Below are 13,218 nucleotides of genomic sequence, written 5' to 3'. Positions count from 1 at the left end.
GGGTGATTAGCTCAGTTGGTAGAGCATCTCCTTTACACGGAGGGGGTCGGCGGTTCGAGCCCGTCATCACCCACCATTTCGGGTCGTTAGCTCAGTTGGTAGAGCAGTTGACTTTTAATCAATTGGTCGCAGGTTCGAATCCTGCACGACCCACCAAATTCAGAAACAAGCACCCTATGGGTGCTTTTTTCGTTTCTGACCTTCTCACTCCCCCGCTCTTCCCTCCACCTTGCTTTAATCGACGCCGATCACAGAATTACATCAAGTTTTCAACACTAATGCCGATTTATCCCTCTTCAACGAGCGCAATGAAAAGCGCTTACTGTATTTAATTCAGAGGGATATCAGTGAAAGCTTCAATAATGAATTTAAAAGTCGGCGTCCGGCTGGGCGCAGCCTTTAGCCTGGTGATACTGCTGCTGATTATCGTCAGCGCCACGGCGATGGTGAAAACCAGCAATATTAATGAAGCGATTGAAAATATCGTTAACGACCGTTACGTCAAAGTGCGACTGGCCTTTGACGCACGCGACGGCGTCAACGATCAGATTAAGTTTTTGCGCGGGATGGTGATTGATACGGCAAAAACAGATGCCAACCAAAAACGCTTAGTTCAGCTCGACAGCGCAATCCAGCAAACCGATAACGCCATTGCGAAAATAGCCAAACTGCAAACCACTGCCGTCGGCCAGAAGAAAATCCAGGCAGTGATTGAGGCCGGGCAAGTTTTTGCTACTGCCAGACAGCAGCTGATCGCCATGATTCAGGCGGGCAATGAGGAGGAAGCGTCGGAGTTCGTGCTGCGTAAAATTACCACCACGCAGAATGCGTTTCTCGATATTGTGGTCAAATTTGCCGATTCGCAATCCGGGCAGCTACAAGCCGAAGGCAAGAAAGCATTGGCGGATGCCACTACTGCCATTAACGTCACCCTGATTTTCTCCGCCCTGGCGATCATTGCCGCGATTATTCTTGGCCTGGTACTGACACGCTCGATTGTCCGTCCGCTGCGGGAAGCGGTCAGCATTGCTGAAAACGTGGCCGCCGGCGATCTGCTCACCACGATTCAGGTTAACTCCGCCGATGAGACGGGTCAGTTGATGCAGGCGCTGAAGAAGATGAATGACAATCTGCTGACGATTGTCACTGAAGTGCGCGCGGGCACCGACCTGATTGCCACCGCCTCCGGTGAAATCTCCGCCGGCAATATGGATCTCTCTTCACGCACCGAGCAGCAGGCAAGCTCGCTGGAAGAGACGGCATCGGCAATGGAGCAGATGACCTCGACGGTGAAACAGAATGCGGATAACGCGCGTCAGGCCAATCAGTTAGCCGCACAGGCTTCAAAAGTGGCACTGCAAAGTGGCGATGCGGTGAAGCAGGTGGTCAGCACCATGGATATGATTAACGGTTCGTCGAAAAAGATTGTCGATATCATCAGCGTAATTGATGGCATCGCTTTCCAGACCAATATTCTGGCATTGAACGCCGCTGTAGAAGCGGCGCGCGCCGGTGAACAGGGGCGCGGTTTTGCCGTTGTCGCCTCGGAAGTGCGCAGTCTCGCACAACGCTCGGCTTCCGCTGCCAAAGAGATTGCCCAGCTGATTGGCGATTCGGTTGCCAAAGTCGACGAAGGCGGCAAGCAGGTTGCCCGAGCCGGAGCCACCATGGAAGAAGTGCTTACCAGCGTTAAAAGCGTGACCGAAATCATCGGTGAAATCTCGATCGCCAGTTCCGAGCAAAGCACCGGTATTGATGAAATCAATATGGCGATTACCCAGATGGATCAGGTGACTCAGCAAAACGCCGCGCTGGTCAATGAATCGGCTGCGGCGGCACAGTCGATGCAGGAACAAGCCGAGCAGCTCTCTCAGGCGATGCAGGTGTTTAAAACTGTCTGACCACAGTGGCGGGGTTAACCCCCTGCATACCATCAGGACGGGAGCCGAAAGCGGCTCCCCAACAATATTCCAGTAATCCCGGTGACTGGCCTTAAACGTCTCCCCTTTTTCGCCTTGACAGCATGCTGGCAAAAGTTTAACGCTTTGCTGACTCAAGCTTTGTCTCTCTGTTCCGATACTTCAACCGATGAACGTTACAGGAGGCCTCTATGTCATCAACTATCTCAACCACTACCACCACCCGCATTGGTCAGGGTAGCGACAGCAGTACCAACAGCAACAACGGCAGTATCTCATCGCAAATCGCCAGCGTCACAAAACAGATCCAGAGCGCCACTCAGCAATTGAAAGAACTGGCAACCACTGCCGATCTCACCACCGAGCAGAAAGCCGAACAGCAACAACTGCTGGAATCGCAGATACAGATGTTGCAGGCGCAACTGGCCCAGCTGCAACAAAAGCAGGCGGAAAAAGCGCAGTCAAAGCAGGATTTATCCAGCACCACCGCCTTCAAAGCCGATGGTGTTAACCGGCCAGACGACAACAATGCGCTGAACGTCTATATCTAAAACGCCGGATTCGCTTCTCTTCGTTGCGTCAGCAGCACCGCTTGCTGACGCACTTCCTGCCAGATTGCTTCTGCTGCGGGCGATAACGAGCGGTTTTTACGTCGAATCAGCATCAACGTACGGTTAATCACCGGGAAAATACGTCGCACCATTAATGGCCGCCCTTCCGGCAAGGGTAACGCCAGCGCGGGTAAAATACTGATGCCGATCCCTGCTTCCACCATCGGGTAGAGCGTCACCGGGTGACCAATCTCCTGCACGATCTCTGCCTGCACCTGTTGCCCGCGGAGCGCTTCATCAATTAGCCAGCGGCTACCCGACGCATAATCCTGTAGCACCATGGTGCGACCATTCAGCAGCGACCAGCTGATCTCCGGCGCACTCGCCAGGCTATCGTCACGCCGACACAGCAGCAGGAAGGGTTCATCAAGAATCGGCTCGCAGGCGAAATCGGGCGACTGTAGCGGCCCCACTACAATGCCAAAATCGACCTCGGCATTGCGCACGCTCTGCAATACCCACTGCTGCGGGCGATCGCGCAGCATGATTTTAATATCCGGGAAAGCCTGCTGACTGGCAGCCAGCGTTTGCGGCATCAGCTGCGCTGAAATGGTCTGGCTGGCGGCGACGCGCACCGTACCGCTCCGCTGCTGTCCGTAGCTGCGCACATCAAGCAAGGTGGTGTTCAGCTCCTCCAGCAGGCGTTCCAGCCGCGTCGCCAGCTGCTGTCCGGCCTCGGTCAGCATCACTTCGCGCGTGGTTCTGTCCAGCAGACGAATGCCCATCTCCGCTTCCAGCTCTTTAATACTGTGGCTGACTGCCGACTGACTCAGGCCAATGCTCTGGCCCGCCTGACTGAAACTGCCATGCTGCGCAACAGCGACAAAGACTCTGAGTTGGCGAATACTGTAATTCATCGATTTAATTCATATATAAATTCAATAAATCAATTTTATTTCTAAAACCAGTCATCGCACAATAGCCGGATGTATTAAATTAACCAGGCATTAACAAATGGGTATTTTTCGTCTTGATCCGATGATGGTAAAACTGATTATCACCGTGCTGCTGGCCAGTTTCCTGCCCGCACGCGGTGATTTCGTGGTGTTTTTCCACTGGCTGACCACCGCCGCGATTGCGCTGCTGTTCTTTATGCATGGCGCCAAGCTGTCGCGCGAGAAAATCATCGCCGGTAGCAGCCACTGGCGGCTGCATCTGTGGGTGATGTTCAGCACCTTTGTGCTGTTTCCGATTATCGGCCTGCTGTTTGCCTGGTGGCATCCGCTAAAAGTCGGTGACGAAATTTATACCGGCTTTATGTATATGTGTATTCTGCCGGCCACTGTACAGTCTGCCATCGCCCTCACCTCGCTGGCGGGCGGCAACGTCGCTGCCGCTATCTGTAGCGCCTCGGCCTCCAGCCTGCTCGGCGTATTTATCTCGCCACTGCTGGTCGGTCTGGTGATGAACATTCACAGTGACAACGCAGGCGGCAGCTTTGAACAGATTGGCAGTATTATGATGCAACTGCTGCTGCCGTTTGTTATCGGGCATCTTTCTCGCCGCTGGATTGGCGGTTGGGTGGAAAGACATCGCGGACTGATTGGCAAAACCGACCAGGCATCGATTCTGCTGGTGGTGTATTCCGCCTTTAGTGAGGCGGTGGTGAACGGCATCTGGAACCGCGTTGGCGTGACCACGCTGCTGTTTATCCTCGTTGGCTGCCTCGGCATTCTGTTTGTGGTGCTGGCGATTAACCTGCTGGCTGCCCGTCTGTTTGGCTTTAACCGTGCGGATGAGATTACCATTCTGTTCTGCGGTTCGAAAAAGAGCCTGGCAAACGGCGTGCCGATGGCTAACATCCTGTTCCCGGCTTCGGCAGTGGGGATTATCGTGCTGCCGCTGATGATTTTCCATCAGGTGCAGCTAATGGTCTGCTCGATGATTGCTCAGCGCTATAAGAAAAAAGGCGAAGCGGAAGCGGCCAGAGAGCTGGCGAGTCATCAAAGCAAAGCGGTGGTTGAATCGCAGAAGTAAAAAAAAACGGCTCGTGAAAACGAGCCGTTTTTTTTATCCGTTACGCCGTAAAGGCTTCACCAGACCTTCGAGTCCATCGACCTTAATCGCCAGTGTCAGTTCCATCAGTTCGCCCAAGTGCCCCTGTGGAAACTCCCCCTTGCGGGCAAACCACAGCAGATATTCTTCCGGCAAATCAATTAACACGCGCCCCTGATACTTACCAAACGGCATCACGGTATTAGCGATCTCAATCAGGTGCTCTTTTTCCATTTTATTCACCCAGCAGACGAATCATTTCGGCTTCATCAATAACCTCAATGCCGAGCTCCTGCGCCTTCGCCAGTTTGGAGCCTGCCGCTTCACCGGCAATCACCAGATCGGTTTTTTTCGAGACGCTACCGCTCACTTTGGCACCCAGCGCCACCAGTCTGGCTTTGGCATCATCACGCGACAGAATGGTCAGGCTACCGGTCAGCACCACGGTTTTGCCGGAGAACGGGCTGTCGATCTCTTCCGGCTTAATCACTTCCACCGCTGTCCAGTGAATGCCGATATCCTCCACCAGCTGCCGAATCACCTCGCGGTTACTCTCTTCTTCCATAAAGTTACGCACATGGCTGGCAACCACCGTGCCGACATCCGGCACCGCAATTAATGCTTCCAGATCGGCATCCATAATCTGCTCCAGCACGCCAAAATGCGCCGCCAGATTCGCTGCGGTAGCTTCACCGACCTCACGTATGCCCAACGCATAGAGAAAACGCGCCAGCGTGGTTTCTTTCGCTTTATTCAGGGCATCGACCACATTCTGTGCCGATTTCGGCCCCATGCGATCCAGCCCGGTCAGCAGGCCAGCGCTCAGACGGAACAGATCGGCTGGTGTTTTGACATACTCTTTGTCCACCAGCTGATCGATAATCTTTTCGCCCATCCCGTCAACATCCATCGCGCGACGCGAGACGAAGTGCTTCAGCGCTTCTTTCCGCTGTGCACCGCAAATCAGCCCGCCGGTACAGCGGGTCACCGCTTCGCCTTCAACGCGCTCGACATCGGAACCGCACACCGGACAGTGTTCGGGGAAAACAATCTCGCGCGTATCTTCAGGACGCTCTGATTCCACCACGCCTACCACCTGCGGAATCACATCACCGGCACGACGAATCACCACCCGGTCGCCAATGCGTAAGCCGAGGCGCTCAATTTCGTCGGCATTATGCAGCGTGGCATTACTGACCATCACGCCCGCAACCTGCACCGGCTCAAGACGCGCCACCGGGGTAATCGCGCCGGTACGCCCGACCTGGAACTCGACATCACGCACCGTGGTCATCTGCTCCTGTGCCGGGAACTTAAACGCCACCGCCCAGCGTGGCGCACGCGCCACAAAGCCCAGCTGTTCCTGCAACGGCTGCGAGTCGACTTTAATCACCACGCCATCGATATCAAAACCGAGTGTCGGGCGGTCAGCCTCAACCTGATGATAAAACGCCAGCACCTCTTCCGCGCTGTGGCACAGGCGAATCCGATCGCTGACCGGCAAACCCCAGGCTTGCAACTGTTGCAGGCGCTGCCAGTGGCTGGCAGGCATTTCCCCGCCCTCCAGCAGGCCAAAGCCGTAGCAGAAAAAGGTCAGCGGACGCTTAGCAGTAATGCGCGGATCCAGCTGACGCAGTGAGCCAGCGGCGGCATTACGTGGGTTGGCAAACACCTTATTGCCGCTACGCCGCGCTTCGTCATTCAGTTTTTCAAAGCCCGCCTGCGGCATAAACACTTCGCCGCGCACTTCAATACGTGCCGGAATATTTTCACCGTGCAGGCGCAAAGGAATGGCGCGAATGGTACGCACATTGGCGGTGATATTCTCACCGGTGGTGCCATCACCACGGGTTGCCGCCTGCACCAGCAAACCATTTTCATACAGCAGGCTGACCGCCAGACCATCGAGTTTCAGTTCACAACAGAACGTGATGTCGTCGGTGGTTTTCAGCCGGTCCTGTACCCGCTTGTTAAACGCGAGGTAAGTGGCTTCATCAAAGGCGTTATCCAGCGACAGCATCGGCACTTCATGGCGCACCTGCTCAAAGGCGGTTAATGGCGCGGCACCCACGCGTTGGGTCGGCGAATCCGGCGTGATTAATTCAGGATGCTGCGCTTCCAGTTCACGCAGTTCCCGCATCAGGCGATCATATTCTGCATCCGGCACTTCCGGCGCATCCATAACGTGATACAGGTATTCGTGATGACCAAGCGTGGTTCGCAAATGGGTGATTTTGTTTTGTATAGATTCCATAAGCACCATCGGAGATAAAAAACCCCCGACAAGCGGGGGTTCAGGGGATAATGATTAAACCGTCGACGTTTACATATTCGCTTCGATCACATCGCGAATTCGTGCTTTATACGTTTCCAGCTTCTGCGGCGTCATCATTCGACGCTCGTCATCCAGCACCACACCACCGACATCGTCAGCAATGCGCTGTGCCGATTGCAGCATCAGCTTAAAGTTCTGATTTGCATCGCCATAAGACGGCACCATCATAAAAATAGAGACGCCAGGCGTGGAAAAGTCAGACATTTCATCGGGGTTGAAGGAGCCAGGCTTCACCATATTCGCCAGACTGAACAGCACCGGGCCGCTGCCCGCCGGGTTCAGGTGACGATGGAAAATATTCATTTCGCCAAACTGGAAGCCAGCCTGCAACACACCCTGCAACAGCGCTTCACCGTTAATCACGCCACCGGCATGCGCGGCGACATGCAGCACCAGCACCGTCTCTTTACTGCGCTCTTTTACCGGCTCAGCAACTGGCTGCGGCTGACGTTCTTCAACCTCTTCCTCGTCCTCTTCCGGCTCGTCATCCAGCAGTGGATCAAACTGCGGCGCTGATTTCACTGGCTGTGGTGGCGCAGGAACAGGCTCGGGTCGACGCGCCGGTTCTGACGCACGTGGCGGCTGCGCTTTCGGCTCAGCAGCATACGGCGGTTCAGCATCGAACAGCGGGTCCAGCTCAGGCGACTCTTCAACCGCAGGCACATGACGTACCGGCTCAGGCTGTTTGCGTGGCGCAGGCTGACGCGGCGGTTCATCATCATCAGCCGCATCGAAGCCGCCAAATGACGGTTCATCGTGCTTAGACGGTGAACGACGCACACGCACCTCACCAACACCTTCGTCGTCGTCGGCCTGGCTTTCTTGTTTATCGTGCTTTAAACGCTTGTGAGGGCGATCGCGAAAAACGGATGAGCGCTCTTTACGGCTAGTCCAGAGGCCGTGAAGGAGAAGCGCTATTATGGCGATCGCGCCAACAACGATTAATATCAGACGCAAATCCTGCATCATTGTATTCTCTGTTGTTCCAATACCTTGCCACCGCGGCAAACTTTATCCTCTAACTGTATTTGCCCAAGTACACAAGTGCAAGTCTGTGCACTATTTTCTGACAAATTAGATCGCGCCAGCACGCTTATTTGCTGTTTTTTCGTCCAATTACCCGTTAGCCAGAGTAAAAAGCTGCGTTATGATAGCCGTGCACCACCGCCAAATGGAGAAAAGCTGTCGATGGTTAGTGAGAATAATCTTAACGCACATAACGGAATTCATTATTTCATCCAGGGATGGAAACTGATTCGCCTGCCGGGGATTCGTCGTTTTGTCATCCTGCCGCTATTGGTCAATATCCTGTTGATGGGTGGCGCGTTTTACTGGCTGTTCAATCGCCTGGGGCACTGGATTCCTGCGCTGATGGCGCATATTCCTGACTGGTTACAGTGGCTCAGCTATCTGCTGTGGCCGCTCACCGTGATATCGATTGTGCTGGTATTCAGTTATCTGTTTTCTACCGTGGCCAACTGGATTGCCGCGCCGTTTTGCGGCCTGTTGGCCGAACAGCTTGAAGCGCGCCTGACCGGCGAGCCGCTGCCCGATAGCGGCTGGATTGCCCTGATAAAAGATATCCCGCGCATTATGAAGCGCGAATGGCAAAAACTGGCTTATTACCTGCCGCGTGCGCTGGGGCTGCTGCTGCTCTGGTTTATCCCTGGCTTTGGCCAGACGGTGGCCCCGGTACTGTGGTTTTTATTCAGCGCCTGGATGTTGTCGATTCAGTACTGTGACTACCCGTTTGATAACCATAAGGTCAGTTTCCAGCAGATGCGGGCGGCGCTGCGTCAGAACAAAACCGACAATATGCAGTTCGGGGCGCTGGTCAGTCTGTTTACCATGATCCCGATTCTGAACCTGGCTATTATGCCGGTCGCCGTTTGTGGCGCGACCGCCATGTGGGTCGACCGTTATCGTGGTCAGCTGGGGCAACATCTGCGTACGCAATAACCCTGTAAACAGTGCGGGCGGCGTTTTCGCCGCTCGCGGACGGCTTATTCCCGCGCCTTATGCCATTTCGCTAAGCCTTATTTCACTCAATCATATACATATACGATTTCTTTCCTTCCTTGCAGAATTTGAACGGGTATGCTCTTAGGGTTGCCAATATTTCATACAGTTAAGGACGGGCTATGAGTAAGATCTATGAAGACAACTCTTTGACCATCGGTCATACGCCGCTGGTTCGACTGAACCGCATCGGTAATGGGCGCATTCTGGCGAAGGTAGAATCCCGTAACCCAAGTTTCAGCGTCAAATGCCGTATCGGTGCCAATATGATTTGGGACGCAGAAAAACGTGGCATTCTGAAACCCGGCATTGAGTTGGTGGAGCCGACCAGTGGTAACACCGGTATCGCGCTGGCTTACGTTGCCGCTGCACGGGGTTACAAATTAACGCTGACCATGCCAGAAACCATGAGCGTGGAGCGCCGTAAGCTGCTGAAAGCGCTGGGCGCAAACCTGGTGCTGACCGAAGGTGCCAAGGGCATGAAAGGGGCGATTGCGAAAGCCGAAGAGATTGTGGCAGGCAATCCGGATAAGTTTGTGCTGCTACAGCAGTTCAGCAACCCGGCCAACCCGGAAATTCATGAAAAAACCACCGGCCCGGAAATCTGGGAAGATACCGATGGTGAAGTGGATGTGTTTATTGCCGGTGTCGGCACCGGCGGTACGCTGACTGGCGTCAGCCGCTACATTAAAAATACCAAAGGCAAAAAAGATCTGATTACCGTCGCCGTTGAGCCGACGGATTCCCCGGTTATCGCGCAGGCGCTGGCGGGCGAAGAAATTAAACCAGGACCGCATAAAATCCAGGGTATCGGTGCGGGCTTTATCCCCGGTAACCTCGATCTTAAACTGGTTGATCGCGTGGTGGCGATCACCAACGAAGAATCCATTTCCACTGCCCGTCGTCTGATGGAAGAAGAAGGGATCCTGGCCGGTATCTCTTCAGGTGCCGCCGTAGCCGCCGCCCTGAAACTGCAAGAAGATGAAGCTTTCGCCAACAAAAATATCGTGGTGATCCTGCCCTCTTCCGGTGAACGTTATCTCAGTACCGCCCTGTTTGCCGATCTGTTCACTGAAAAAGAACTGCAACAGTAAATATCGCCGTCAGTGATGATTTGTGACGCTATAAAATGATGCCGACATAAAACGCTCCTTCCGGAGCGTTTTTTTATCGTGCTGCAATTAGTCTGATTTTCGCAGTTTTACACAGCCGAGGCTGGATAAAATCTCAGCGTAAAACCGATGAAAAATCACCTGGCGCAACCGATGGAACCGGCTTTTTTTGTGACCGCCATCAAATTTTAATGGGGGTACAGATTGATTTTACCCTCCCTGGTCTGGTATTTAAGCTGCCAATTATTTCGATCCACAAAATTAATCGCCGCGCAAAATGGATCAAGCTGAATCGATTTACTGGTTTGGCGCAGCAGCGCAAAGCGCGGCATAATGGGAAGTGGGGCAGCGAAGCATTTTTATGATGTTGTTACGCTGCAGCTTATACCCTTAATTGCGCATTTTTTGGCGAGTCCTGTACTCATGCCAGCGCGACCAACACAGGCTAAAGTCCGCCCTCCAGGCTAGACTTTAGATCCACAACACCAAACCAATTAAGTTGGGGAAACATAATGTTCCAGCAAGAAGTGACAATTACCGCACCAAACGGTCTTCATACTCGCCCGGCTGCACAGTTCGTTAAGGAAGCTAAAGGCTTCGCTTCTGAAATCACCGTAACCTCCAATGGTAAAACTGCCAGCGCGAAAAGCCTGTTCAAGCTGCAGACTCTGGGTCTGACTCAGGGCACCGTTGTCTCACTGTCGGCTGAAGGTGAAGATGAGCAACAAGCTGTTGAGCATCTGGTTAAACTGATGGCTGAGCTCGAGTAATTCGCCCAGTCTTTCAAGAAAGCTGTTTCATCAGGCTAGCTGAGTGCAAACACTTTGATCGCGGACATGACGTCCGCGTTATTGCTTCCGTAAAGTATGCTTTTGCAACACTGGCACTGCACTTCGCCTTATGAGCCATCGTTATAAAAAGGTAGGGTTATGATTTCAGGCATTTTAGCATCACCGGGTATCGCTTTCGGCAAAGCACTTCTGCTGAAGGAAGATGAAATCGTCATCAACCGGAAAAAGATCTCTGCTGAACAAGTGGACCAGGAAGTAAAACGCTTCCTTGATGGCCGTTCTAAGGCCGCGGAGCAGCTCGAAGCAATCAAAATCAAAGCCGGTGAAATATTCGGTGAAGAAAAAGAAGCGATCTTCGAAGGCCACATCATGTTGCTGGAAGATGAAGAGCTTGAGCAAGAAATCATAGCCCTGATCAAAGACGAGCTGGCTTCTGCCGATGCTGCGGCTCACTCAGTGATCGAAGGTCAGGCCAAAGCGCTGGAAGAACTCGACGACGAATACCTGAAAGAGCGTGCGGCTGACGTGCGTGATATCGGTAAGCGCCTGCTGCAAAACATTCTTGGCCTGCATATCGTTGACCTGAGCGCGATTAAAGACGAAGTGCTGCTGGTAGCGAAAGACCTGACCCCATCAGAAACCGCGCAGCTGAACCTGAAAAAGGTACTGGGCTTTATCACTGATTTGGGCGGTCGTACTTCCCACACCTCGATTATGGCGCGTTCCCTTGAACTGCCTGCCATCGTCGGTACCGGTGACGTCACCAGTCGCGTTAAAAACGATGATTATCTGATTCTCGATGGCGTTAACAATAAAATTTATGTTAACCCGACTGCTGAAGTTATCGAGGAACTGAAAGCGGTACATAATCAGTATGTTACTGAGAAAAACGATCTGGCTAAACTGAAAGATCTGCCGGCTATCACGCTGGACGGACATCAGGTTGAAGTCTGCGCCAACATCGGTACCGTGCGTGATATCGCCGGTGCAGAGCGCAATGGCGCTGAAGGTGTTGGCCTGTATCGTACCGAATTCCTGTTTATGGATCGCGACGCGCTGCCAACCGAAGAAGAGCAATTCCAGGCCTATAAAGCGGTTGCTGAAGGTATGGGCTCGCAAGCGGTTATCGTGCGTACCATGGACATCGGCGGCGATAAAGACCTGCCGTATATGAATCTGCCAAAAGAAGACAACCCGTTCCTCGGCTGGCGCGCCATTCGTATCGCGATGGATCGTAAAGAGATTCTGCATGCACAGCTGCGTGCGATTCTGCGTGCCTCTTCGTTCGGCAAACTGCGCATCATGTTCCCGATGATTATTTCGGTTGAAGAAGTGCGGGCACTGAAAGCTGAGCTGGAGCTGCTGAAAGCGCAACTGCGCGATGAAGGCAAAGCCTTCGACGAGAGCATTGAAGTCGGCATTATGGTGGAAACCCCGGCCTCAGCAGTGATCGCGCATCATCTGGCAAAAGAAGTTGATTTCTTTAGTATTGGAACCAACGACCTGACACAGTACACTCTGGCGGTTGATCGTGGTAACGATCTGATCTCCCATCTCTACAACCCAATGACCCCTTCTGTCCTTGGCCTGATCAAGCAAGTTATTGATGCTTCTCATGCTGAAGGCAAATGGACCGGCATGTGTGGTGAGCTGGCTGGTGATGAACGTGCTACACTACTGTTATTGGGAATGGGGCTGGATGAATTCAGCATGAGTGCCATTTCTATCCCACGCATCAAGAAAATCATTCGTAATACGAATTTTGAAGATGCGAAGGCATTAGCAGAGCAGGCTCTGGCTCAACCGACCGCGGAAGAGTTAATGAACCTGGTCAACAAGTTCATTGAAGAAAAAACACTCTGCTGATTCCGCGAGACGCTGGCCCAATATTACTGCTTAGGAGAAGATCATGGGTTTGTTTTCAAAACTTTTTGGCGATAAATCAGAAACAACCTCTGGTGCCATTGAGATCGTTGCACCACTGTCTGGTGAAATCGTAAACATTGAAGATGTGCCGGATGTTGTGTTTGCAGAGAAAATTGTTGGTGATGGTATCGCCATCAAGCCTGCTGGCAACAAAATGGTAGCGCCGGTAGACGGTACCATCGGTAAAATTTTCGAAACTAACCATGCTTTTTCTATCGAATCTGACAATGGCATTGAGCTGTTTGTTCACTTCGGTATTGATACGGTTGAGCTGAAAGGTGAAGGCTTCAAACGTATTGCCGAAGAAGGTCAGAAGGTTAAGAAAGGCGATGTAGTCATCGAGTTTGATCTGGCTCTGCTGGAAGAGAAAGCGAAATCAACGCTGACGCCGGTAGTCATCTCCAATATGGATGAGATCAAAGAGCTGATTAAACTGACGGGTAGCGTGACCGTGGGTGAAACCCCGATCATTCGCATCAAGAAGTAATTCGCCTTACAGTAAAAAACGGC

Annotated in this window: 12 protein-coding genes and 2 tRNA genes; 10 read left to right on the top strand and 4 right to left on the bottom strand. The window is 52.9% G+C overall.

The features are described from left to right. The 4 genes from NG42_RS01590 to NG42_RS01575 all read left to right on the top strand — a co-directional run bounded on the left by NG42_RS01590 (position 1) and on the right by NG42_RS01575 (position 2,470). Positions 1 to 76: transfer RNA gene (locus NG42_RS01590), tRNA-Val, on the top strand. 4 nt (positions 77 to 80) lie between these two features. Further along, a tRNA-Lys gene (locus NG42_RS01585) sits at positions 81 to 156 on the top strand. 206 nt (positions 157 to 362) lie between these two features. Further along, positions 363 to 1,901 carry a methyl-accepting chemotaxis protein gene (locus NG42_RS01580; protein WP_052897088.1) on the top strand — a complete coding sequence of 513 codons (1,539 nt, stop codon included), beginning with the start codon at positions 363 to 365 and terminating at the stop codon, positions 1,899 to 1,901. A gap of 209 nt (positions 1,902 to 2,110) precedes the next feature. After that, entirely contained in the window at positions 2,111 to 2,470 is a 360-nt protein-coding gene (locus NG42_RS01575) for a FlxA-like family protein (RefSeq protein WP_052897086.1), read from the top strand. On the opposite strand, the gene NG42_RS01570 is transcribed toward NG42_RS01575, so the two are convergent. Then, a complete protein-coding gene (locus NG42_RS01570; protein WP_052897084.1) occupies positions 2,467 to 3,387 on the bottom strand; it encodes a LysR family transcriptional regulator in 921 nt (306 codons plus the stop codon). The two genes, NG42_RS01575 and NG42_RS01570, sit on opposite strands and share 4 nt — an antisense overlap. Before the next feature lie 97 nt (positions 3,388 to 3,484). On the opposite strand from NG42_RS01570, the gene NG42_RS01565 reads away from it, so the two are divergent. After that, the gene (locus NG42_RS01565) at positions 3,485 to 4,507 is read left to right on the top strand and encodes a bile acid:sodium symporter family protein (RefSeq protein WP_052897082.1); all 1,023 of its coding nucleotides are present in this window, start codon (positions 3,485 to 3,487) and stop codon (positions 4,505 to 4,507) included. Positions 4,508 to 4,540: 33 nt separating this feature from the next. On the opposite strand, the gene NG42_RS01560 is transcribed toward NG42_RS01565, so the two are convergent. The 3 genes from NG42_RS01560 to zipA form a co-directional block, all read right to left on the bottom strand. Continuing rightward, entirely contained in the window at positions 4,541 to 4,759 is a 219-nt protein-coding gene (locus NG42_RS01560; RefSeq protein WP_052897080.1) for a DUF3820 family protein, read from the bottom strand. A 1-nt stretch (position 4,760) separates the two neighbouring features. Further along, a complete protein-coding gene (ligA, locus tag NG42_RS01555) occupies positions 4,761 to 6,779 on the bottom strand; it encodes an NAD-dependent DNA ligase LigA (protein WP_052897079.1) in 2,019 nt (672 codons plus the stop codon). A gap of 69 nt (positions 6,780 to 6,848) precedes the next feature. Further along, complete coding sequence (zipA, locus tag NG42_RS01550; RefSeq protein ID WP_052897077.1) at positions 6,849 to 7,829, bottom strand: cell division protein ZipA; 981 nt, start codon at positions 7,827 to 7,829, stop codon at positions 6,849 to 6,851. 219 nt (positions 7,830 to 8,048) lie between these two features. Here zipA and cysZ point away from each other — a divergent pair, with 219 nt between their 5' ends. From cysZ to crr, 5 genes are all read left to right on the top strand, one after another. After that, the gene (gene cysZ / locus NG42_RS01545; RefSeq protein ID WP_052897075.1) at positions 8,049 to 8,819 is read left to right on the top strand and encodes a sulfate transporter CysZ; all 771 of its coding nucleotides are present in this window, start codon (positions 8,049 to 8,051) and stop codon (positions 8,817 to 8,819) included. 182 nt (positions 8,820 to 9,001) lie between these two features. After that, the gene (cysK, locus tag NG42_RS01540) at positions 9,002 to 9,973 is read left to right on the top strand and encodes a cysteine synthase A (protein ID WP_052897073.1); all 972 of its coding nucleotides are present in this window, start codon (positions 9,002 to 9,004) and stop codon (positions 9,971 to 9,973) included. Positions 9,974 to 10,503: 530 nt separating this feature from the next. Beyond that, the gene (gene ptsH, locus NG42_RS01535) at positions 10,504 to 10,761 is read left to right on the top strand and encodes a phosphocarrier protein Hpr (RefSeq protein WP_052897070.1); all 258 of its coding nucleotides are present in this window, start codon (positions 10,504 to 10,506) and stop codon (positions 10,759 to 10,761) included. A gap of 159 nt (positions 10,762 to 10,920) precedes the next feature. Further along, a complete protein-coding gene (gene ptsI / locus NG42_RS01530) occupies positions 10,921 to 12,648 on the top strand; it encodes a phosphoenolpyruvate-protein phosphotransferase PtsI (protein ID WP_052897068.1) in 1,728 nt (575 codons plus the stop codon). A gap of 43 nt (positions 12,649 to 12,691) precedes the next feature. After that, positions 12,692 to 13,195 (top strand): PTS glucose transporter subunit IIA, encoded by a 504-nt coding sequence (gene crr / locus NG42_RS01525; RefSeq protein ID WP_052897066.1) that lies wholly within the window; start codon positions 12,692 to 12,694, stop codon positions 13,193 to 13,195. Positions 13,196 to 13,218: the final 23 nt, after the last annotated feature.

The sequence above is a fragment of the Winslowiella iniecta genome, from assembly GCF_001267535.1.
GTDB classification, from domain to species: domain Bacteria; phylum Pseudomonadota; class Gammaproteobacteria; order Enterobacterales; family Enterobacteriaceae; genus Erwinia; species Erwinia iniecta.
This window is presented reverse-complemented; position numbering and strand designations above follow the sequence as displayed.